This window comes from Gordonibacter sp. (assembly GCF_036667095.1).
GTDB lineage: Bacteria > Actinomycetota > Coriobacteriia > Coriobacteriales > Eggerthellaceae > Gordonibacter.
Genome location: NZ_JAVWUP010000035.1, coordinates 1 through 21,764, shown reverse-complemented (window position 1 = coordinate 21,764; position 21,764 = coordinate 1). Strand labels below are relative to the sequence as shown.

Sequence of the window (21,764 nt, the reverse complement as noted above, 5' to 3'; positions counted from 1 at the left end):
GGGAGCGATCCCCCCTTCTGCGCGATCGTTGATGCTGTTGCCACCCGAAGCGATTTCCCGCTTTCAGGCGTCGGCGAAGAAATCGCATAAGCAAGGATAGAAAAGGGGATGAGCACATGGAATCAAAGCAACTCTCACGACGGAGCTTTCTCCAAGGAGCCGAAATCGGCGCGGCGAGCCTAGAGGTTCACAGCCGAACGGAACTGCGCGAGTACCTCAATCCCTCGCGCAGCGACGCTGGGTGGCACACCGAAAAACCCCGACCGCGCTCGCGCGATCGGGGCAGCTGGGAATTGAGTCCGTGTTGCTGGAAGATACGACCGATAAGAATCGGTGAAGTCTCATTTGTACAATTGAGGGGTTAGTTCTTGTCCTCGTACAGTTCGATCACGGCACCGTCCTTCTCCACGAACGCGAGCCGCACGCCCGGGCCTGCATCCATGGGCCCGCAGATGACGCGGTCGGCATCGTCGACGTAGTGGTCGAGGTCGTCCACCGCGTACGCCACATGCCAGCGGCGGTGCAGCTCCTCGGGAAACGGCGTGCCCTCTTCGAACTTGAGGTACTCCACCTTGTAGTCGTAGTCGTCCACGTCGGACACCCAGAATTTCATGGCCTCGTTGTAGGTCATCCCCGGCTTCTTCTCCGTGATGGGAATCCCGATATGCATATAGGTTGCTGTCATGGCGAATCCTTCCCTATCTCATCGAAAACATGTCCATTGCCGCTTCCGCGTCGGCCTGCATGGCCTCGGTCGCGGCGTTTGCCAGTGCATGGAAGTACTTCGGGTGCTGCTCGGCGATGAGCGCCTCGACCGCGCGCACTCCGGCGTTGCTCATGTAGCTAAAATAGTTGATCTTGCGGATGCCCGCCGCGATGGCCGCGCGCGTGTCCTCACGCGAAAGACCGCTTCCGCCGTGCATGACCAGCGGCACGCCGCAGCGGCCCCGCAGCTCGGCGATGCGCGCGAAGTCGAGCTTCGGCTCGGCCGCGTAGAACCCGTGCACCGTACCCACGCTAGCGGCGAGAGCGTCGATGCCCGTGTCGGCCACGAACCGCGCCGCGTCGTCCGGGTCGGTGTAGACGTTTTCCCGATCATCGTCGGCATGCTCGAGCCCCTCGTGCCCAGTGGTGAAACCGAGTTCGGCCTCGATGTCGGCACCGTAGTCGTGCGCCAACTCCACCGCCGAGATGGTCAGAGCCGCGTTCTCCTCGTAGGGAAGCTGCGAGCCGTCGATCATGACGGCCGAGAAACCCAGGTCGAGCGCTCGGCGCACGTAGTCCAAGTCCTCGCCGTGATCGAGCATGACGCATACGGGCACGCTCGCCGCCTCGGCGCGCATGACCATGATAGGCCCGATCACGTCGATGGACGTCTCGCTCTCGTGCAGCTGCGCATGCTGGATGATCACGGGCTCATCCCGCGCCTCGGCAGCAGCGATGGCCGCCAGCAAAAGCTCCAGGTTGGGCGTGTCGAACGCGGCAGCCGCGCACCCGCGCTCCTCCGCCCAGTCCAGCACGGTTCTCATAGATGCGAGCATGGCATCCCTTTCATCGTCGAACGCCGCCAAGGCTCCGACCGCAAAAACGGCGGCGCATACGGCAGCAACCAGACACGCCTTATCCCTGAAACGCGCCCAGTAACCGCAGCGGACCCGCTATTTCTTCAAATACGGTGTGTTGCACGGTGCGTTCCACAAACGCAGCAGCTCGTCGTCCATGCGCGCCATGAACATCTGGAAGCCGGCCTGCTCCTGCACGGTGAGCATCTCGCCCACGAAGTTCGCCACTACTGCAATATCCCTGGCTGCAAGCTCCTTCACGGCGGCGCGGTACACGATGAGCTGTTCCATGAGCGTCGTAGCACCCGAGCCGTTGATGATGAGCATAACCTGCCCGCCCGCCTCGATACCGATATCGGCGACCAACGCGTTCACCATGATCTTGGCCGTCTCGTCGGCGCTCTTCATAGGCTGGTGGCCGCCACCCTCCTCGCCGTGCTGGCCCATGCCTATTTCCATGTCGTCGTCGCCCAACTCCGCCAGAAGCGTGCCGGTCTGCGGGTGCGTGGCCCCGCGCACGGCCACGGCCAGCGTGGCCATGTTGTCGGCGAAGCGCTGCGCGACGGCGGCCACTTCCTCGAGGCTCTTGCCCTCGGCGGCCGCAGCGCCGGCGATCTTGTAGGTGGGGATGCAGCCCACCAGCCCGCGACGGTCGTCGGAGTTCTCGCGCGGCGCGTTGGCGATGTCCTCCTGCGTGACCACCTTCACCACGTTGAGGCCCTGCTTCGCGGCCTGTTTCATGGTCAGGTTGCCCGTGAGCATGTCGCCTGCATGGTTCAGCACGATGTAGAGCACGCCTTTGCCCTTGTCGGCCAGCTTGATGGCATCGACGCACGCCTGCGGGCCGGGAGCAGCAAACACGTCGCCCACCACATCGATGTCCACCATGCCCTCGCCCACAAAGCCCTCGATGGCCGGCTCGTGCCCGCTGCCGCCTTGCGTGACGATGGTCACGCGGTCGGCTGCTGCCAGGCCTTTGTTGACAACCATATTGTCATCGCCCAGCTCGATGATGTCAGCGTTGGCCAGCGCCAAGCCTTCGAGCAATTCGGCGGTGATGTTGTCGGGATCGTTGATGAACTTCTTCATCTGCATGGCATGCGCTCCTTTACCTGGTTCTCCGGCTTCGCCGGAGCGGGCGAGGCACCCTCGCCCTTCTGTCCAACCTTCGAGGTCCCACCAAAACCGCCGGCGATACACTGCAGGCAGCCTGAACAAAACCCGCCACGTAAAGGGCGGATTCTATCGCCGAATCAGCACGCGATACCCTGCGCTAGCCCACGCAAGAACAACGCCGTGGACACGGCGCCCGCATCGGGAGTGCCTATGGTCTGGTCGCCATAGCTGCGGGCACGGCCGAACTTCGAGGCAAAGCCCTCTGAGGCCGCAGCGCCCACGTCGGCGGCTGCGGCGGCTGCGGCGAACACGGCAGCGGCGTCGTCTGCTGCCGCATCGCATGCCAAAGCCGCCTCGACGGCCGGGATAAGCGCATCCATCATGGTCTTGTCGCCCACCTGGGCCGTCGTGATATCGCGCATCTCAGATAGGCAACCGGCGAACATGCGCTTGGCCGCATCAGCGGAAAGCTCGTTTTCGTCCTCGCCCAGCTGCACGCCCAAGCCGCCGATCATCGTGCCATAGAGTGGACCGGCCGAGCCGCCGCGCACCGCCATGACGCCCATCCCTACCTCGTCGAGAAAATCCTTGATCGAAACGTCGCCCCAGGTCGCTGCCCGTTCTTGCACGAGCTTCGCGATCTTCGTTATGGTGATGCCATGATCCCCGTCGCCGAACCGCGCATCGATGTCGCTGAGAACATCGGCGTTTTCCCGCAAAAGCCGCGCACTGGTTTCCAACATGCGCCCTAACGTCTCCCGATCGATCATGCGGATAACCCCTTCCCTCGGTAAAACCGCCGGTCACCATGCCGGCGGCTCTTTATGCGTTGAGGTAAATGTAGATGATACGGATGGTGTCGGCCAGGTTTCCGGACGTGTTCGCGGTCGTGTAGTCGTACCGGAGTACCGCCGACCACTCATGGGCCGCTCCGTTGACGTCCACCGAACCGGAGAACGAGCTGCTTTCCTTGACCAACGTCGTGCCATCGGTGTCGTAGGTGGAGTACACGGTCTTGTCCGCCGGCAACACTGCCGCGCCCTCGACTACGTTAACCCCGGCTTCCTGCAGCGTCTTTTCTACGATATGCTCGTTCTTCACCGCATCGGCAAAGCTGAGCGATCCGTAGCCAAGCGCTGCTGTAGAGGCAGAATAGCCCGCTTGCACGATCTTACCCTCTTCGTTCAGGCCCAGGTAAACAGTCGGCGTGCCCGTACGCGCGTCGGCCGGCTCGTCGGTGAGCGCAACCGTCACCTTACTCTTGATGGGGTTGCCCTCTTCCTTGACCTCTTCCGTCCGCGTCACCGTTGCACCGCGCTTGAGAGCGGCCACCGCTTCGTCTTGGGTCTTGCCCAGAAGCGTTGCCAAGTTGGGAGCCTGGGTCTTCTTCGTCGTCTCGGAAGAAGCGTCCTTCGTGTCGTCCTTCTTGATGGACTCGACCTCTTGGGCGTTCTGCTGCGCCTGCGTCTGCTGGGACGCGAGCGTCTGACTGTCGCTGAGCAGGAGGTAGGTGAGGAAGCCTAAGGCACCGATAAGCAGCACCAGCAGCACGATAACGACGATAAGGATGCGGCGCATGCGGCGCGACTTGTGCTGATGCGGTGGCAGAGGAGGTTTGACCTTCTTGCTGTGACGGCCGGCAGGCGGCTCGGGCTCCAAAGGAAGCTCGTCGTCGCCGAGCAGCAGGGGCGGCAGGTCTACCGGCTCCAGGCTTTCCAGGGCATCAGGATACTCTCCCTCGTTATCGCCTTCGTAGCCAAGCCCGCCGGCATGGGCCGGAGCCTCCGCCGCACCGGGTGCATGCGCAGGACCACGCGACGGTACCGGGGAGAACGCCTCGGTCAGGCCGATGGAATTTTCGCGGGAGCCGTCCGATGCGCCGCCGTCAGAACGGGCGAAGCCGTCGTCTCTTATCGGAGAGAACGCCTCGGTCAGGCCGATACGACCGTCGTCGGCGTCCGTCCAACCGCGACCGTCGTCGGTGCGCTGGTCGGGATCTAAGGGAGTGTCGGAGGGTGTGTTTGCAGCATGTTTGGGCATCGTTTGGCCTTCCTGACAGGTTAGTAAAACGCGTTTAGCGTAAGAACAGATAATAGGCGACGAACACGGCCACCAACAGCAGGGCAGCCACCAACACCGCCTTTTGCGCAGCGGGCATGGACGAGCCCTTCAAATCCTCGAGGGTGGTTTCCTGGTAGTCGCCATCACCCGCACGCGACGGCTTCTTCGCCGTCGGGGAATCGCCGTCTGACGCGGAGCTTTCTGCAAGATCCTCGTGCGCACGCGTCTGTTCCCGACACGGCTCTTCTGCCGCCGTACGCGGCGGCGCAGCAGGAGCACCGGCTTGAATGACGAAATCGTCCTCGTCGTCGGTCGAAACCGTAATATGGGAAAACGTCTTGTCGTCTGCCACGATACGTCCTTTCACGTCGCACACGATTATAGAGGACGGCCTAGCCGCGGATGCCCTTGTCCAGATAATATCCATCCGGCGAGAAGCGCTTGCGATAGGTAAGGTAGCACGCCAGCGTGATGGCCACCGTGTTGGCAGCCGACAGCATGAGCATGACTACGATCTGGTATTTCGCCGCCGACACCGGGTCCGCCCCTGCCAACAGCTGGCCCGACATCATGCCGGGGATGGTGACGATACCCGCTGCCGACATAGATGCCAGGATAGGCGTCATGCCCGCACCGATAGCGGCCTTAAGCGAGGGAAACGCCGCCTCTTTGGCCGTCGCGCCGAGCGCCACCAGGGTAAACATCTCTCCCGACCGGCTATCCAGGTCGGAAAACAAGCGGTCTACCGCCACCGCCGTCGCCGACATGGCGTTGCCGATGACCATACCCGCAATGGGTATGAGCTCGCGCGCGCTGTACCAGGGATCAGCATGTATCACGCCCTCCACCACGACGAACGCCACCGTCATCGACGAGGCGAACAGCGACACGAACACGGCCGGCCAAAGCCCCCTGATAGAGCTTTTGACCCGCGCGGTGGCAATCTGCGTGGCCGCCAGCACCATGATGCCCAACGCCAGCAGCACCAGCCACCACGTCTGGTACTTGAACAGGAACATGAGCACAACGCCGGCCGCCAGCAGCTGAACGAAGGCGCGCACGGCCGACACGGCTATACGCTTGGTCTGCCCCAGCTCCAGCTTCCATGAAACCAAGCCCGCCACCAGCATCAGCGCACTGGCCGCAAACAGTTCCACGTAGCCGATGTCCACCACACCGCCGCTCATCTGCGCACCCTCTCTGCCGCAGCCCCCTCGCCTGTCGCACTGCCAGCATACCCGCCCAACGCGTCCAAAGCGGCGTAGGCGGCAGGGTCGAAGCCCTGGGCGCACGGGAGGTCCTCAGAACCAGGCGGATTTTCGGTATAGGACAGCTCGCCTGCCCGCAACGTATAAGTACCGTCCGCAAACCCGTCCGGAGCACGGTGGCGAATGCGCAGGCACGTCATGCGCGGCCCCACCAACGCCTTGGTCATACGGCCCACGGCGCAGGCCGACTCGGCATCCAGGGCGGAGTCCACCTCGTCGAGCAGCAGCACCTCAGGCGCGGTGGCGAATGCGCGCAGCAGCGCCACCCGGGCCGCCTGTCCGCCCGAAAGCTGGGACACATCGCGCGTCAGGGCCACGTCGGGAAGCTCCGCCAACGCGAGCAAGCGCGACAGCACTTCGTCGGCAGGCTGCTTGCGGCCGGCGTTCACCTTCAGCGTCCAGGGCAGCACCAGGTTGGCACGCACGTTGCCGGGAACCAGCGAGGGCTCTTGCGGCACCAAGCACACACGGCGGCGCCACTCGACAGGCTTGAACGACGAGCTGGGAACCTCGTCCAAGTACAACTCGCCCGCCTGCCGCTCAAGCATGAGGGCGCATGCCCTGAGCATGGTCGACTTACCCGCACCGGACGGCCCCACCAGATCGTAGAGGTGCCCCGCCTCGAGCGAGAAACCCTCGTCTGCCAGCACGGGCACCTGCGCGCCGTCGCGCAGGTAAGATACCGCGATATGTTCTGCTCGGAATAAAGCCATGGTGCCATAGTAGCACGCCGACACCCGCATCGGGAAAGCGCGCGCGAGCCCCTGTCGGACTTTCGTTTCTCGATCCCAGTGCGCACAATTATGACGTTGCAGGCATCGCCGCAGGTGCCCATTCATGGAACCGCCATCGTCGATGCACCGACGAATACCTGCCGTTCACGGCCGACGTCGTCTGGCACAGCTCTCGATAGACGGCCCTATGGTATTAACGGATAACGGTGCCTTTCAGGGACGATTTGATGCATTCGGCAGATTAAAAGTACGTTTCGTCCCCTTTTCCCCGGCATCGCAACGCTCTATTGTACTAAAGTATACGGAATGCGTGAGTTTGTCCACCATGGTAGACTACGCACGAGCCATCAAGCTCGAAGGAGGGCCCCGGCGACCCGGGGTTGAGGGAAGGAGATCCTGTTCATGGAAGAGAAGTTCACCTTTAGCAGGCGCAAGTTCGTTGAGTTGCTCGGCGTGTCGGCAGCAGGTTTCGGCCTGGTTAGCCTGGCAGGCTGCGGCGGCAACGGCAGCACCAGCGAACCGGCTAAAACCGACGGCGGCCCTGCCGCAGGCGGCACCGCCGACACCATCACGTACAGCCTCACAGCCGACCCGCGTGCACTGGATCCGGCGTACTTCGACGACGGCGAGTCCGCCATCGTCTCTGCCAACATCCACGAGGGCCTGTACCAGTATGGGGCAAAAGACGCGAAGGTTGCGCCCTGCCTGGCCGTGGACCTGCCCGAGATCTCGGCTGACGGCCTCAAGTACACCATCAAGCTGAACAAGGGCATCAAGTTCCACGACGGCACCGACTTCAACGCCGAAGCCGTGGTTGCCTCCATCGAGCGCCAGCTCGAGCCCAACCGCAACTCCGACATGCCCTACGCTTCGTTCGTATTCGGCGAGAAGGATGCGGGCAGCGGCGTAGAGACCGTCAAGGCCCTTGATCCCACCACGGTGGAGATCACCATGCGCGCGGCATCCGCCCCGCTCGTGAAGAACCTGGCTATGGCGCTTGCCTCCCCCATCGTGTCGCCCAAGGCTGCCGCGGCGGCTCCGGCCGGCCAGCCTATCGATCCGCCCATCGGCACGGGCCCCTACAAGTTCGTCAACTGGACGAAGGGCGCCTCCATCACGCTGGAAGCCAACCCGGACTACTGGGGCGACGCTCCCAAGACGAAGAACCTCGTGTTCAAGATCATCACCGAGGGCAATACGCGCATCACGTCGCTCATGAACGGCGAGTGCGACATCATCTCGAGCGTCGACCCCTCGTCGGCCACGCAGATCACGGATGCCGGTTTTGAGCTGTTCTCCGAGGACGGCATGACCATCAACTACATGGCATTCAACACCGAGGTGGGTGCCTGCACCGACCAAGAGGTTCGCAAGGCCGTCGCCCAGGCGATCAACGTCGAGGAACTGGTCAAGAGCATCTACGGCGACTTCGCCACCGTGGCGAACTCCGTCATGCCTATCTGGATGGCACCTTACGACAAGGACATCAAGCAGACCTCCTTCGACCCCGAGGCCGCCAAGAAGGCACTGGCCGCCAAGGGCATCACGTCGCTGAAGTGCATCACCTACACCACCGCCCGTCCTTACAACCAGAAGGGCGGCACCGATCTGGCCAATATGATCCAGGGTTACCTGGCCAACGTCGGCGTAGACGTGACCATCACCCAGTACGACTGGACCACGTACAAGACCAAGGTGCAGACCGATCCCTATGACATCTGCTTCTACGGCTGGACCGGCGACAACGGCGACCCGGACAACTTCATGAACCTGCTGGCCGACACGAACTGGTCCATGAACGTGGCTCACTTCCAGGACGAAGAGTACAAGAAGCTCATCGCCGAAGGCCTTGCCACGCCGGATGGCGCCGAGCGCGATGCCATCTACAAGCAGTGCGAGGAAATGGTAGCCAAGAAGCAGCCGTGGGTGCTTATCTCCCACTCCAAGAACCTGCTGGGCATCAACCCCAAGGTCAAGGACTTCTACTACCACCCGACGGGCGTCGCCTTCTTCAAGGGTGTGTCCAAGCAAGCATAAGGCCATCCGCCCGGCACTCCACCTGGAGTGCCGGGCTTTTTCGCAAGTAGGTCCACATGTCGTTTTCTCACCGCCGAGGGGCCATACTTGCGCTACACTGTCATCCGGTCATAAATGATCTGATGATATGTATGCTATGAAGATTTAGCATGCTCAAAGCCGGGGACCACGGGTCTCCGGCTTTGTTCCTGTTCGCAACAGGATGGCAAGAAAGGAGCTTTTGTGCTCAAATACATCCTCAAACGAATCCTTATGGTGATTCCTGTTTTGCTGGGTGTGACGGTCATCATCTTCCTCATCACCCGCGTGTTGGCCCCGGACCCGGCTCCGGTGGTTCTGGGCGAGCACGCAACTATCGAGGCGATGGCGGCTTGGCGCGCCGACAACGGGCTGGACGATCCTATCTGGCTTCAGTACATCAACTTCATCGTAGGCGCGGTGCAGGGCAACCTGGGCACCTCGTACTACACCCACCAGCCGGTGACCGCCGAGATCGCCTCGCGCTTCCCGGCCACAGCTGAGCTTGCCATCTGCGCCATCATCGTGGCGACGATCGTGGGTGTATCGCTGGGCGTGCTGGCGGCGGTGAAGAAGAATAAGGTCGCAGACAACGTCAGCATGGTCATAGCCTTGGTGGGTGTGTCCATGCCGATCTTCTGGTCCGGCATCCTGCTGATCTTACTGTTCTCGGGCATCCTGCATTGGCTTCCCTCAAGCGGCCGCGTGTCGCCCTTGCTCCAACCGAACGGGGGCACCGGGTTCTTCATCATCGACACCATCGCCCGGGGCGACTGGACAGCATTGGGCGACGTGCTGATCCACTTGATACTGCCCACGCTGGCCCTCTCGCTGTATTCTATGGCCATCATCACGCGTATGACCCGCTCGAGCATGCTCGAGACGCTCAGCGAGGACTACGTGCGCACGGCACGGGCGAAGGGCCTGAAGAACGGCACCGTGAACATCAAGCATGCGCTGCGAAACGCCATGCTGCCCGTATCCACGGTCATTGGCCTGCAGTTCGGCAGCCTGTTGGGCGGCGCGCTCTTGACCGAGACGGTGTTCGCATGGCCGGGTATCGGCAAGTTCGCCGTCGACTGCGTACTGAAGAGCGACTTCCCGGTCGTGCAGGGCATTGTGCTTTTAGTGGCGGTCATATTCGTCGTCATGAACCTGCTCGTCGATATCGTATACGCCTACCTTGATCCGCGCATCAAGTACGGTGCGAAGGAAGAGGGGTGATACCGATGAGCAACAGCAAGCAGCTTGCAACCGAGCCTGCCACCACACTGGCTGCTCAGCCAGTCAAAGAAAAACACGAAAGCATATGGAAAGACGTGTTCGCGGGCATCGTGTCGAACAAGGCATCGCTGATTAGCGGCATCTTCATTCTCATTCTTGCCACGATCGCCGTGGTAACGAAGCTGGCTCCGGGCGTCTTGCCCTACGACCCGTACGCACAAGACCTGTCGCAGTCGCTGGTAGGCCCTTCGGCCGCGCATTGGTTCGGCACCGACATCCAGGGTCGCGATATCTTCTGCCGCGTGCTGGTGGGAACGCAGATCACGCTGACGGTGGGCTTGCTCGCCGTAGCCATATCGCTCTCCGCCGGCGTTATCCTGGGCGCCATCGCCGGCTACAAGGGCGGCAAACTGGACACGGTCATCATGCGTATCATGGACATGATGCTGGCCATCCCCTCTATCCTTTTGGCCATCGCCATCATGGCCGCGCTCGGCCCCGGCATCGAGAAGGCCATCGTGGCCATCGGCCTGGTAGCCATCCCCGAGTATGCGCGTATCGTACGCTCGGAGATCCTGTCCATCAAGGAGAACGACTACGTGGCCGCCGCGCGCGTCGTGGGCGACTCGAACTTCAAGATAATCTTCCGGCACGTGCTGCCGAACGTCATGCCGTCCATCATCGTGCGTGCGACGCTGGGCATCTCCACCGCCATCCTGGACGCTGCGGCACTGGGCTTCCTGGGTCTGGGCGTGCAACCGCCTGATGCCGAGTGGGGCGACATGCTGGGCCGCGGCCGCAACGAGCTGTTCCGCGCACCCTGGCTCATGATCTTCCCCGGCCTGGCTATCACGCTGACCGTGCTTGCCTTCAACCTGCTAGGTGACGGCGTGCGCGACGGTCTGGACCCCAAAGCAAGGAAGAGGTGATCCCATGTTGCTGTCGGTGAAAAACCTCTCAACGGACTTCCCCATGAAAAAAGGTGTCGTCCATGCCGTCGAGGACGTGAGTTTCGAGGTCGACGAGGGCGAGATCCTGGCCATCGTCGGCGAGTCGGGTTCCGGCAAGTCGGTAACCAGCCTGTCGGTTATGGGCCTTTTAGGCGAGCCTGGTTATGTAGCAGGTGGCGAGATGGTGTTTGAGGGCAAGGATCTGGCGACCCTGCCCGAAAAGGACTACCGTGCCCTGCGCGGCAATGACATGGCCATGATATTCCAGGAACCCATGACGTCGCTGAACCCCGTATACCGCGTGGGCAACCAAATCACGGAGGCCATCCGCACACACGAAAATATCTCCAAGAAAGATGCCCTGGCGCGCGCCGTGGATATGCTGCGCAAAGTGGGTATCCCCAGCCCCGAAAAGCGTGTGCGCGACTATCCGCACCAGATGTCGGGCGGCATGCGCCAACGCGTCATGATCGCCATGGCGCTGGCCTGCAATCCCAAGCTGCTCATCGCCGACGAGCCCACCACGGCCCTCGACGTGACCATCCAGGCTCAGATCCTGGACCTGTTGCGCCGCCTGCGCCAGGAAACCGGCATGGCCGTGCTGCTGATCACGCACGATTTGGGCGTGGTATCCGAGACAGCCGACCGCGTCGTCGTCATGTACTGCGGCCAAGTGGTGGAAGAAGCCGATGTGCGCTCCTTGTTCGACCACCCCATGCACCCCTACACCCTAGGCCTCCTGAAGTCCATCCCCCGCCTAGAGGACGACGACTCCGAGCGCCTGTACATGATCAAGGGTGCCGTGCCAAACCCGCTCGAGATGCCCCCGGGCTGTCACTTCTCCGACCGCTGCGATTCCTGCATGGACATCTGCCGCACCAAGGTGCCCGACCTGGTGCAGATAGGCGACCACAAGGTGCGCTGCTTCTTGTACGAGAACGCCGAGGGGCAGGCTGTCAGCGGCAACGCAGTCGCCGAGGCGGAGGCAGAGGCACGTGCCGATGCCGAGGCATCACTCGCCATGCATGTGTCGGAAGCCCTGCTTGCAGCCGAGAACGTCCGCGAAGCCGAAATTGACAAGATCGAGGAGGCGAACCGATGAGCGACACCGTTCAGGGCGCGGACGGCACGTCCGCGCCCGAGCAGGATATCCTGCTCGACGTGCAGCATCTCACAAAGCGCTTCACCGCCGAGACGAACTTCTTCGGGCATGCCACCTCGCATGTGCAAGCCGTCGACGACGTAAGCTTCCACATCCGCAAAGGCGAGGCATTCGGCCTGGTCGGCGAATCGGGCTGCGGCAAAACTACGGTCGGCAAGATGCTGGTGAACCTACTGCGCCCCACTTCGGGCAAGATCATCTTCGATGGCATGGATCTTACGGCCATGAAGCCGGCGGAACGGAAGACCTACTGCAAGGACATCCAGCTGATCTTCCAAGACCCCTACGCTTCACTGAACCCGCGCATGCGCATCGGCGACATCATCGCCGAGCCTATCATCACGAACAACATTCTGCCTAAGGATCAGGTCGAGGATCGCGTGAACGAGCTTCTGGAACGCGTCGGCCTGGCCAATTACATGCGCAACCGCTACCCCCACGAGTTCTCGGGCGGACAGCGCCAGCGCATCGGCATCGCCCGCGCCCTTGCGGTGAACCCCAAGCTCATCGTGTGCGACGAGCCGGTCAGCGCCCTGGACGTATCCATCCAGGCGCAGGTCCTGAACCTGCTCGACGAGCTGAAAGAGCAGTTCGGCCTGACCTACCTGTTCATCGCCCACGGCCTGAACGTCGTAAAGCACGTGTCCGACCGCGTAGGTGTCATGTATTTGGGCAAGCTCATGGAGATCGCGCCGAAGAAATCGCTGTACGCCGATCCGCTCTGCCCCTACACGCAGGCATTGCTCTCGGCGATCCCCTCGGTCGACCCCGCCACCAAGAAGGAGCGCATTATCTTGGAAGGCGACGTGCCCTCGCCCATCGACCCGCCACCCGGCTGCCGTTTTGCCAGCCGGTGCTTCGCGAAGGTCGACGGCTGCGACGAGACCATGCCCCCGCTGATCGAGGTGAAGCCGAACCACTGGTGCGCCTGCCATCGCTACGACGAAGGCGGCCCGGGAACGGCGATCATCTAAACTGCGTATTTTTGTCGAGGAGGCCTTACGGGGCCTCCTTTTCTGCTCTACAAGGGCCACACGGCTAAGCAACGATTATCTGCGAAAGCAGTGGACGGATCGAGCAACAGCCCTTCCTCCCTGTCGCCTTGTGCGACAATGAAGGAAACCATCGGGCAAATGCCTACCTACGAGACGAGGATGCCGCCATGGACCTTTCCCTGAACGATCACCTGCACGGTTTCACCGTGCACACGCGCGAACCGCTTTCCGAAATCGACGGCACCGCTTACACCTTGCACCATGAAAAGAGTGGCGCCAAGCTGCTGTACTTGCAAAACGACGATGCGAACAAGGCATTCTCCATTGCATTCAAAACGCCCCCCGCCGACGACACGGGCGTGTTCCATATCCTTGAGCACTCGGTGCTGTGCGGTTCGGACAAGTTCCCCGTCAAAGAACCCTTTGTCGACTTGCTGAAAAGCTCCATGCAGACGTTTTTGAACGCCATGACGTTTCCCGACAAGACCATGTACCCGGTAGCCAGCACCAACGAGCAAGATCTGCTGAACCTGACGGACGTGTACCTCGATGCCGTGCTGCACCCGGCCATCTACGGCAAGCGCGCCATCTTCGAGCAGGAAGGGTGGCACTACGAGCTGGCCGACGACGTGGAGGCGGCCGAGGGCGATTCGGTTGCGGGCGACGCGGTGGTAGCCACCGAGGCGGCGGACGGCTCGGCGCGCCTCACGCTCAACGGCGTGGTGTACAACGAGATGAAAGGGGCACTGTCCGACCCGAACTCGGTGCTCTACGACGAGCTGCAAGCGGCGCTGTTCCCCGACACGGCGTATCGCTTTGAGTCGGGCGGCATGCCGCGTGCCATCCCCGACCTTACCTACGAGCAGTTCCTCGAGGAGCACGCGCGCCACTACCGTCTGGACAACAGCTACCTCACGCTTTACGGCGACCTGGACCTAGAGCGCATGCTGGCCTTCCTGGACGAACGCTACCTTTCCCCCGTCGCCGCCGAGGAGGCCACGCGCGACCAAGAACGGGCCGCAAGCAGCCAGGAACCGCTCGTGCCGCATGAGCTGCGCGCACAAGCCCCGATTGTCGCCCGCGATGCCGTGAGGACCATGGCCACCGCACCCGAGAACGCCTGCGTCGGATTGGGCTACGTCATCGGCGACGCCGCCCAACGCACGCGCATCGTGGCGACAGAGATCGTGCTGGACGCCCTCATGGGCAGCAACGAGGCTCCCGTAAAGCGAGCGCTGCTCGACGCCGATCTGGCCGACGATGTGCAGGCCTTCTTGGCCGATTCGCTGCTACAGCCGTTCGTCGTCGTACAGCTGCGCGGCGCGAAGCCGGACGTAGCCGAGCGCTTCCGCAGCACCTTCGAGGCGGCAATACGAGAGGTGGTCGCCTGCGGCATCGACCGCACCCTGGTAGAGGCATCCCTCTCGCGCGCCGAATTCGTCATGCGCGAGGGCGACTTCGGCATGGCCGACGGCGTGGCGCTGTCCATGACGGCATTGGCGGGCTGGCTTTACGACGATGCCTTGGCCACCTCGTACCTGCACTACGAGGACGACTTCGCCCTGCTGCGCAAGGAACTGGGACAGGGCTACTTCGAGCGGCTGTTGGTGGACGTGTTCCTCGAAAGCAGCCACAAGGCGCTCGTGGAGATACGCCCCACCGATGGCGACGAAGAGGCTTACGAGGCCGAACGGCTTGCTGCGGCCGAAGCTACCATGGCGCCGGATGACTTTGCACGCATCGCCGACGAGGAAGCCGCCCTGCGCCGCCTGCAAACCGAACCCGACACACCCGAGGCGCTGGCCACGCTACCACGCCTGTCGGTAGCCGATATCGGAGATGCGCCTGCCGAGCCCGCCTACGACCTGGACACCGAAACACCCGTGCCCTGCCTACGCCACGACATCACCACGCATGGCATCGCCTACACGTACCGCTACTTCAACCTGGAGGGCATCTCGTTCGAAGAACTGCCTTACGTGAGCGTGCTGGGCATGGTGCTGGGCAAGCTGGGAACCGCATCCCACACTGCTGCCGAGATCGACACCCTGGTGAACGGACAGCTGGGAAACCTCTCGTTCTTCCCCGAAATCCACGAGGAGGAGAACGGCCCAGGCGAGCTTGCGCCCAAGTTCGTCGTCAGCGCCAGTGCGCTGACCGAGAACGTGGAAGCCGCCTGCGCGTTGCCGCTGGAGATCATGCTGACTACCGACTTCTCGGATGCGGGCAAGATCAAAGACGTGCTGCAACAGCGGCGCATCGGTATGGAGCAGGGGTTTGCAGCAGCCGGGCACAGCGCTGCCATGGCGCGCGCAGCATCCTACTACCTGCCCGCCGGCGTGGCACGCGAGCAACTGGGCGGCGTGGACTTCTACCGCTTCCTGAAAGACCTACTGGCTCACTGGGACGAGCGGGCAGACGACCTGACGGCGCGCCTGACCGACCTGGCGTCGCGCCTGTTCGTAGACAACGGCTGCACCATCAGCTTCACTGGCACGCGCGAGGATTACGACCGCTTCTGGAGTGCCGGGGCGATAACGGGGCGGTATGCCTCGCGTGAGCGTCGTTTGAACGTCCCCGCGCCTGTCGTGCGCAACGAAGCGTTCATCGTGTCGACGGACGTATGCTACGCCGCCCAGGGCTACGATCGACGTGCGCTCGACGCATCCTATACCGGCGTGTGGCAGGTAGCCGCACGCGCCCTCTCCTACGACTTCCTCTGGAACGAGGTGCGCGTGAAGGGCGGCGCGTACGGTGCCGGATTCGGCGCGATGCGCACCGGGAACCTTCGCTTCTACTCCTACCGCGACCCGCATCTAGACGAAACCCTCGAGCGCTTCGCCGACGCGTCTGCATGGCTTGCAGCATTCAACCCCGAGCGCGATGCCATGGAAGGCTACGTGGTAAGCACCGTCGCCAGCCTGGACGCACCGACGAAGCCGCGCATGCAGGCCCGCCGCCAAGACGGAGACTTCTTCGCCGGGCGCACGCCCGAGACGCGCCAGCAGACCCGCAGCGAGATAGTCGGAGCCGACGCGGCGGCCGTACGCGCACTGGCTGCCCCCCTTGCAAGCGCGATGGCCGAGGGAGCCTACTGCACGTTCGGGAGCAAGGATATCATCGAGGCTTCGCGTACCCGCTTCGACGTGATCGACCTGCTGGGCGAGTAGCGCGCAGGTGCAGCATAAAATAGGGCATTCATGCTGCTGTAGCTTCGATTTAAGGCTAGAATAGTCGTTGAGAACGAAGGGCGCTACACCCTGCCTGCCGCACCGCACCGCTGCCAACGTAAAACGGCCGTTCTCCGGACGGCCGTTTTACGTGTACGATGCACACCGGGTTGCGCGCCTTGACACTGCGGTTCGTTAATGGTAGTACTGTAGTATCAATTTGACGAGTAAGAGAGCGAGCATTACGCCATGCTGGAACTGAAGAACCTCACCTTCGAAGTACCGCTTTCGGACGGCTCGAAGGAAACGAAACGTATCATCGACGAGCTGTCGCTCACCATCCCCGACGATCGCCTCACCGTGATCACCGGGCCGAACGGTGGCGGCAAATCGACGCTGGCGAAGCTGATCATGGGCGTGGAGAACCCCACCTCGGGCCAGATATTCTTCAACGGCGAGGACATCACGGCGCTTTCCATCTCCGAGCGCGCGAAAAAGGGCATCGGCTACGGCTTCCAGCAGCCCGCCCGCTTCAAGGGTATGAAAGTGAAGAAGTTGCTCGACATAGCAGCCGGGCGCAAGCTGCCCATGCTGTCGTGCAACGAGTACCTGGCCCGTGTGGGCCTGTGCTCCGCCAACTACCTGACGCGCGAGGTGGACAAGAACCTGTCCGGCGGAGAGGTGAAGCGCATCGAGATCGCCACGATCTTGGCGCGCGACCCGATGCTGGCCATCTACGACGAACCCGAGGCAGGCATCGACCTGTGGAGTTTCGACCGCCTGACCGAGACGTTCCGCAGCATCCACGAGGCGCGCGACGGCCGCTCCATCGTTATCATCTCGCATCAGGAACGCATCATCCAGCTGGCCGACGAGATCGTGCTTTTGCGCAACGGAAAAGTAGCCGAAACCGGCACGCCTGAGGATCTCATGCCGAAACTGGGCTTCGTGGCAAAGGGTATCCCCGGCTGCTCGTTCACCCAACCGCCAGAGCTGCACCTGACCGAGATCGCCACCACCTGCTAACCCCCGCGCGCCTGCTGTTCGCCCGCCCTTCCCTTGCGGGAGGTGCGCGCGAACAGCAGGCTCTTGACTTTGCAAAGGAGGCCGTAAATGGCCGTTGATCTTTCTCCTATCGATGAAGGACTGCTCGCCGAGATCGCCAACATCCATGGCATGCCGAAAGGCGCTTTCAATATCCGCAAGGATGGGCAGCTGGTCGAGCGCCACTCATCGGCGAATATCGAGATTGCCACCAAGACCGACAACCCCGGCATCGACATCACCATCAAAGCCGGCACGAAGGGCGAGACGGTGTATATTCCCGTCATCGTCACACAGGCCGGCCTAAAGGATGTCGTGTACAACACGTTCTACATCGAAGACGATTGCGATGTGACCATCATTGCCGGCTGCGGTATCCACAACGAGAGCCACCAAGCTTCCGAGCACGACGGCATCCACACGTTCCACTGCGGCAAGAACAGCCGCGTAAAGTACGTAGAGAAGCACTACGGCGAAGGTTCTGGCACCGGCGAGCGCATCTTGAACCCTGTGACGAACGTCATCATGGCGGAAAACGCGTTCTGTGAAATGGAGCTGACGCAGCTGCGCGGCGTGTCGTCCACCGTACGCGACACGAACGCCGAGCTGGGCGCGGGCGCGAAGCTCGTGCTCACCGAGAAGCTGCTCACCCACGACGATCAGGTGGCCACCTCGAACATGAGGGTAGAGCTGAAGGGCGACAACTCAAGCGTGCAGGTCATCTCGCGCTCGGTGGCGCAGGACAACTCCAAACAGGTGTTCAACCCGCTGGTCATAGGCGAAGCGGCCTGTCGCGGACACGTGCAGTGCGACGCCATCCTCATGGGGCATGCCAAGGTCACGGCTATCCCCGGCATCGAGGCCGCCCACGAAGATGCACTCTTGGTGCACGAAGCCGCCATCGGCAAGATCGCCGGCGACCAGATCATTAAGCTGATGACGCTGGGATTGACAGAAGAAGAGGCTGAGCAGGAGATCCTCGAGGACTTCCTGAACTAGCAGCCGCCCATGCCGGGCGTACCGCAAACAAATGCCCCGCCTCGATTCGCTCGAGGCGGGGCATTTCTTGTTGCAGATCGCAGCGGTGCGCAATCGCAATGCGCGCCAGAGCGGAAAGCTAGGCGGCCCGACTCCCCGGTTCTACCGCATTCTCGCCAGCCCCATCGGTAGCGGCGGTTGCGTTGTCCGCATTCCCGTCGTCTGTCTTGGCAGCATCCGCCGTGCCACCTTGCGCAGTGTCGGTCTTGGCATTGGTCTTGGTAGACTTGGCACCGTCCGTCAACGGCACTGCCGACACCTCGATCGGTGCACCCAGCCATTTCGCCTCGATAACAGAGACGATGCCGCCGCCCGAAAGCGAGGCAACCGCATCGGATATGATCTGCTTGAGCTCCGCATTCGCATCGGAAACGCCAATGCAGTACCCACCGGGCTGCTGCATAAGCGCCACGATCTTCGCGTCGAAGCCACCGCCATGGGCGGCATACGTGCCGATAATCGCATCGGCAGCCACATACTGCACCGTGCCCGCGGCAAGGTCGACGAAAGCGGTCTTCAGATCGTTCTCGGGCACAAGGGAGTCGTCTCCGTATTCGTTCGTAACCTGCCAGCTGCTCGTAGAAGACACCTGGGCCGCAATCTTAGGGACCGACGACTTCGTCGGAACCGTCGTGTTCGACGAAGTCGAGAACAGGGCTACTCCCGTGGAGATATAGGGCGCCGATTTCCAGAACTTCACCTCGTCGTCGGACTGCTTCGCACCCATCACGATATCGACCTTCTGCTCCTTAAGAGCGCTTTCGGGGTCGGTACCCACATCGACGATCTCCAGTTTCAACCCCAGGCTATCAGCCAACGCCGCAGCGATATCCACGTCGATGCCGACGATTTTTGACGACGAGGAAGGCATGCCGGCAAGCGGCGCGGATGCCGAGTTCACGCCCACGCGCAAAGTGCCGTCTTTGCCGATAGTCGGCGTAGCCACCGTCGGGGACTTCTCGGGAGGGGTGTAGCTTTGCTGCGACGAGCATCCTGACAGCACCATTGCCAGACAAGCAGCCGCCATGCAGCAGCATGCAAGCGCCTTAAAACGCTTCATATCCGATACGCCTCCATCTTGCCGTATTTCTCCGTAGTACTTCTTCCGACTGACCTAGTCTTTGCCCCCACACTCGCGCACCGGGACCAAGCTTGCGCCTGGTAACCTCTCGCCCGTGCGGCGGAATGCCGCATTCAGTAGACGGGCGGTGCGACTTACTTCTAGGATACGCCATGATCGTCGCACGGCCTCGGGCCGTACGGCTTACGTGGATCCTTTCGACCGCATCTGCCATGGACTAGGGAGCAGGTTTTGCCCCCGCAACTACAGACTCGGAAGAAGTACGCTTCAGTGTACCAGATAGCGAAAACCCCCGAAAGCAACCCCCGCAAATCGGCATGATTGCAGAAATGCCGAATCTTCGGGAAAGGAGCGAGCGCCGTCGAACGTCAGCACCGGCCTAATTGCTGGAACCCGCAACATTCTGCACTAAGAACAAAAAGGCATCCTCGTTGAGAGACTTCACCTGCCGATTAGAGCGCGGGCTTTTGATGGAAAACTGCTTGATGGGCGCTTGATCCAACCCGGCGGTTTTGCCGAATGCCTGCCTTAATCCGGCAAAACCGCTGACGGCTTACCTACGGTCGATCGGCAAGGTTGCGGCGCTAAGATCGACAGTATGCCAACTGCAACCGACATCATCCGCTCCTATGCCGCCGGTGCGGCAGAATCCCTCGCCGAGACGCTCTGGCCCACGCGCTGCGCCGTGTGTGATGCCCCAGGAGACGTACTGTGCGTCCCCTGTCTGCGCCGCCTTTCCTATGTGGACTGGTGGCGCGCCTGCCCACACTGCGGCGCTCCGTTCGGGAGCGTGCAGTGCAGCGAGTGCAACCCCGTCTCGCTCGCCCGCAGCGGACGCACCACCCTCCCCTACGACGGCAACGCCAGCGCCGTCGTGTTCGACGAGCAAGCAGCCCGCATCGTGCGCACCTACAAAGACCAAGGAGAACGACGGTTGGCAAATTCCATGGCCCTTCTTATGATGCGCGCCGTCCCACCTGCCTGGAATCCAAACGCACTCGCCTTCGTGCCCGCTTCGTCGTCCGCACGCAGGAGACGCGGTTTCGACCACGGCGAACTGCTTGCACGCACGGTGGCTAGCCAGCTCGAGCTGCCGCTCGCAAACGTCTTCGTTCGGCCGCGCACGCGCGACCAGCGCACGCTGTCGCGCCAAGCGCGCTGGTCGAACACCAAAGGCCGTTTCGAGGTGCTGCCCGGGGCCACCGTCCCTGCACACATACTGCTGATAGACGACGTGTATACCACCGGCGCCACCCTCTTCGAGGCTACCGACGCCCTCCGTCGCGCCGGTGCCGAGCGCGTCTGGTGCCTCACGTTCGCACGTGTGTGGTAGATATCTAAGGAGCGTTCTGGCTTCACCGTAATCAAAGGGGCTCTCTACCGAGCGTCTCTCGGCTCTCGCCTAAAAGAACCAAACCTCCCAATAAGCAAGCGCTCCATCTTTCTGCCGCCGTGACAGAATAGGACGCTTCATTATGGTTTTTCCTTCAAGGGGTTCCGAAATGCACTGCGCCACTTTGAGAGCAAGAGCCTGATCGGATGCGGCCTCTGACGCGACAAGACCATAAAGGGCGCTTTCGGGAGCATAGCGCCGAACAACGCCGCTCTCGATTTCCTCTCGCGTTTCGGCCGAAGCGAAATCGAGGTAGCACTCAGGAAGAGCAAGGCCGACTACGCCCGCGACATTGGGGGAATGCAGGGAATCCTCAAGAATCGATACGTACTGAGCAAAAGGGATGTCCTGCACCCAGTGTTTTCTCATGGGAAACTTTTCGATCGTTTCGCTTTCCCCGTATCGCACAAAACTCTCTTTGAAATAAAACGGTTCGACACCAACCGAGGCAAAAACCCCCTCTTGCTGCTTGAATGATTGTATGAGGTTGGCACGTTGCTCAACAATGGCGACGCGGGCCTCTTCTTTGCGCAACGTCTCCCGCATCGTTTTGACCTGGTTGTAAAGACGTGCTGCCACGTCGTCGATATCAAGATTCAACATTTCGTCGGCTTGCTCAAGCGAGAATCCCGCCTGGCGATAAAACCTAATGCGAGATAAAAGATAGAGATCGTCTGTGGAATACACTCGACGCCCATTTTCCTTCGAAGGCCTTATTAAGCGCTCCTTTTCATACCAAAAAAGCCCCTGCGACGACATCCCCAGATGCTTGGATAGTTCACCGGAACTGAAATTGGCCAGATTATCTTCGCTCATAACCCCCCACCCTTTTTCTCCTTTTGTCACATCGTCATCCAAACAATCGAAGCATCGCTCGATCTCGCTTAGAACGACCAAGCGATGCTTCGATT

Annotated in this window: 19 protein-coding genes; 9 read left to right on the top strand and 10 right to left on the bottom strand. The window is 61.7% G+C overall.

The genetic code is table 11. The annotated features are described in order from the left end of the window. Positions 1 to 361 precede the first annotated feature (361 nt). The 8 genes from RR842_RS05525 to RR842_RS05490 form a co-directional block, all read right to left on the bottom strand. Positions 362 to 685 (bottom strand): hypothetical protein, encoded by a 324-nt coding sequence (locus RR842_RS05525; RefSeq protein WP_332512581.1) that lies wholly within the window; start codon positions 683 to 685, stop codon positions 362 to 364. A 13-nt stretch (positions 686 to 698) separates the two neighbouring features. Continuing rightward, on the bottom strand, positions 699 to 1,541 hold the full coding sequence (locus RR842_RS05520) for a class II fructose-bisphosphate aldolase (RefSeq protein WP_332512583.1): 843 nt from the start codon (positions 1,539 to 1,541) through the stop codon (positions 699 to 701). A gap of 117 nt (positions 1,542 to 1,658) precedes the next feature. After that, positions 1,659 to 2,657 (bottom strand): dihydroxyacetone kinase subunit DhaK, encoded by a 999-nt coding sequence (locus RR842_RS05515; protein ID WP_332512585.1) that lies wholly within the window; start codon positions 2,655 to 2,657, stop codon positions 1,659 to 1,661. 158 nt (positions 2,658 to 2,815) lie between these two features. Beyond that, positions 2,816 to 3,448, bottom strand: a complete 633-nt coding sequence (locus RR842_RS05510) for a DAK2 domain-containing protein (protein ID WP_332553737.1) — start codon at positions 3,446 to 3,448, stop codon at positions 2,816 to 2,818. Between the two features lie 52 nt (positions 3,449 to 3,500). Then, positions 3,501 to 4,718 (bottom strand): histone-lysine N-methyltransferase, encoded by a 1,218-nt coding sequence (locus tag RR842_RS05505; protein WP_332729187.1) that lies wholly within the window; start codon positions 4,716 to 4,718, stop codon positions 3,501 to 3,503. A gap of 34 nt (positions 4,719 to 4,752) precedes the next feature. Next, on the bottom strand, positions 4,753 to 5,091 hold the full coding sequence (locus RR842_RS05500; RefSeq protein ID WP_332512590.1) for an SURF2 Surfeit locus protein 2: 339 nt from the start codon (positions 5,089 to 5,091) through the stop codon (positions 4,753 to 4,755). 40 nt (positions 5,092 to 5,131) lie between these two features. Further along, positions 5,132 to 5,926 carry an iron export ABC transporter permease subunit FetB gene (gene fetB, locus RR842_RS05495; RefSeq protein WP_332512592.1) on the bottom strand — a complete coding sequence of 265 codons (795 nt, stop codon included), beginning with the start codon at positions 5,924 to 5,926 and terminating at the stop codon, positions 5,132 to 5,134. Further along, entirely contained in the window at positions 5,923 to 6,720 is a 798-nt protein-coding gene (locus tag RR842_RS05490) for an ATP-binding cassette domain-containing protein (protein WP_332553735.1), read from the bottom strand. Before RR842_RS05490 ends, fetB begins: the two co-directional genes overlap by 4 nt. Before the next feature lie 423 nt (positions 6,721 to 7,143). On the opposite strand from RR842_RS05490, the gene RR842_RS05485 reads away from it, so the two are divergent. The 8 genes from RR842_RS05485 (at position 7,144) to RR842_RS05450 (ending at position 18,340) form a co-directional block, all read left to right on the top strand. Further along, positions 7,144 to 8,778, top strand: coding sequence for an ABC transporter substrate-binding protein (locus RR842_RS05485; RefSeq protein WP_332512594.1), 1,635 nt, complete (start codon positions 7,144 to 7,146; stop codon positions 8,776 to 8,778). A 222-nt stretch (positions 8,779 to 9,000) separates the two neighbouring features. Beyond that, the gene (locus tag RR842_RS05480; RefSeq protein WP_332553733.1) at positions 9,001 to 10,020 is read left to right on the top strand and encodes an ABC transporter permease; all 1,020 of its coding nucleotides are present in this window, start codon (positions 9,001 to 9,003) and stop codon (positions 10,018 to 10,020) included. Between the two features lie 5 nt (positions 10,021 to 10,025). After that, entirely contained in the window at positions 10,026 to 10,949 is a 924-nt protein-coding gene (gene nikC, locus RR842_RS05475; protein ID WP_332553732.1) for a nickel transporter permease, read from the top strand. A 4-nt stretch (positions 10,950 to 10,953) separates the two neighbouring features. Further along, positions 10,954 to 12,072 (top strand): ABC transporter ATP-binding protein, encoded by a 1,119-nt coding sequence (locus tag RR842_RS05470; protein ID WP_332553731.1) that lies wholly within the window; start codon positions 10,954 to 10,956, stop codon positions 12,070 to 12,072. After that, positions 12,069 to 13,106, top strand: coding sequence for an oligopeptide/dipeptide ABC transporter ATP-binding protein (locus RR842_RS05465; protein ID WP_332512601.1), 1,038 nt, complete (start codon positions 12,069 to 12,071; stop codon positions 13,104 to 13,106). The genes RR842_RS05470 and RR842_RS05465 overlap by 4 nt, the downstream gene beginning before the upstream one ends. Before the next feature lie 188 nt (positions 13,107 to 13,294). After that, positions 13,295 to 16,297, top strand: a complete 3,003-nt coding sequence (locus tag RR842_RS05460) for an insulinase family protein (RefSeq protein ID WP_332729186.1) — start codon at positions 13,295 to 13,297, stop codon at positions 16,295 to 16,297. A 249-nt stretch (positions 16,298 to 16,546) separates the two neighbouring features. Next, the gene (locus RR842_RS05455; protein ID WP_332512604.1) at positions 16,547 to 17,323 is read left to right on the top strand and encodes an ATP-binding cassette domain-containing protein; all 777 of its coding nucleotides are present in this window, start codon (positions 16,547 to 16,549) and stop codon (positions 17,321 to 17,323) included. A gap of 87 nt (positions 17,324 to 17,410) precedes the next feature. Then, positions 17,411 to 18,340: a SufD family Fe-S cluster assembly protein gene (locus tag RR842_RS05450; protein ID WP_332517578.1), complete on the top strand. Its 930-nt coding sequence runs from the start codon at positions 17,411 to 17,413 to the stop codon at positions 18,338 to 18,340. A gap of 118 nt (positions 18,341 to 18,458) precedes the next feature. Here RR842_RS05450 and RR842_RS05445 read toward each other — a convergent pair whose 3' ends face one another. Next, positions 18,459 to 19,439 carry a transporter substrate-binding domain-containing protein gene (locus tag RR842_RS05445; RefSeq protein ID WP_332512607.1) on the bottom strand — a complete coding sequence of 327 codons (981 nt, stop codon included), beginning with the start codon at positions 19,437 to 19,439 and terminating at the stop codon, positions 18,459 to 18,461. A gap of 619 nt (positions 19,440 to 20,058) precedes the next feature. Between RR842_RS05445 and RR842_RS05440 the strand changes: the two genes are divergently transcribed. Next, positions 20,059 to 20,793, top strand: coding sequence for a ComF family protein (locus RR842_RS05440; protein ID WP_332512608.1), 735 nt, complete (start codon positions 20,059 to 20,061; stop codon positions 20,791 to 20,793). 69 nt (positions 20,794 to 20,862) lie between these two features. On the opposite strand, the gene RR842_RS05435 is transcribed toward RR842_RS05440, so the two are convergent. Beyond that, positions 20,863 to 21,764: MerR family transcriptional regulator (locus RR842_RS05435; RefSeq protein WP_332565430.1), on the bottom strand; the 902-nt coding region annotated here is incomplete at its 5' end.

What these genes read in the sequence shown, in the direction of transcription:
- RR842_RS05445 (WP_332512607.1), bottom strand. Translation starts at nt 19,439, where the DNA reads ATGAAGCGTTTTAAGGCGCTTGCATGCTGCTGCATGGCGGCTGCTTGT.
- RR842_RS05505 (WP_332729187.1), bottom strand. Translation starts at nt 4,718, where the DNA reads ATGCCCAAACATGCTGCAAACACACCCTCCGACACTCCCTTAGATCCC.
- fetB (WP_332512592.1), bottom strand. Translation starts at nt 5,926, where the DNA reads ATGAGCGGCGGTGTGGTGGACATCGGCTACGTGGAACTGTTTGCGGCC.
- RR842_RS05510 (WP_332553737.1), bottom strand. Translation starts at nt 3,448, where the DNA reads ATGATCGATCGGGAGACGTTAGGGCGCATGTTGGAAACCAGTGCGCGG.
- RR842_RS05525 (WP_332512581.1), bottom strand. Translation starts at nt 685, where the DNA reads ATGACAGCAACCTATATGCATATCGGGATTCCCATCACGGAGAAGAAG.
- RR842_RS05440 (WP_332512608.1), top strand. Translation starts at nt 20,059, where the DNA reads ATGCCAACTGCAACCGACATCATCCGCTCCTATGCCGCCGGTGCGGCA.
- RR842_RS05515 (WP_332512585.1), bottom strand. Translation starts at nt 2,657, where the DNA reads ATGCAGATGAAGAAGTTCATCAACGATCCCGACAACATCACCGCCGAA.
- RR842_RS05520 (WP_332512583.1), bottom strand. Translation starts at nt 1,541, where the DNA reads ATGCTCGCATCTATGAGAACCGTGCTGGACTGGGCGGAGGAGCGCGGG.
- RR842_RS05490 (WP_332553735.1), bottom strand. Translation starts at nt 6,720, where the DNA reads ATGGCTTTATTCCGAGCAGAACATATCGCGGTATCTTACCTGCGCGAC.
- nikC (WP_332553732.1), top strand. Translation starts at nt 10,026, where the DNA reads ATGAGCAACAGCAAGCAGCTTGCAACCGAGCCTGCCACCACACTGGCT.
- RR842_RS05485 (WP_332512594.1), top strand. Translation starts at nt 7,144, where the DNA reads ATGGAAGAGAAGTTCACCTTTAGCAGGCGCAAGTTCGTTGAGTTGCTC.
- RR842_RS05455 (WP_332512604.1), top strand. Translation starts at nt 16,547, where the DNA reads ATGCTGGAACTGAAGAACCTCACCTTCGAAGTACCGCTTTCGGACGGC.
- RR842_RS05470 (WP_332553731.1), top strand. Translation starts at nt 10,954, where the DNA reads ATGTTGCTGTCGGTGAAAAACCTCTCAACGGACTTCCCCATGAAAAAA.
- RR842_RS05465 (WP_332512601.1), top strand. Translation starts at nt 12,069, where the DNA reads ATGAGCGACACCGTTCAGGGCGCGGACGGCACGTCCGCGCCCGAGCAG.
- RR842_RS05450 (WP_332517578.1), top strand. Translation starts at nt 17,411, where the DNA reads ATGGCCGTTGATCTTTCTCCTATCGATGAAGGACTGCTCGCCGAGATC.
- RR842_RS05460 (WP_332729186.1), top strand. Translation starts at nt 13,295, where the DNA reads ATGGACCTTTCCCTGAACGATCACCTGCACGGTTTCACCGTGCACACG.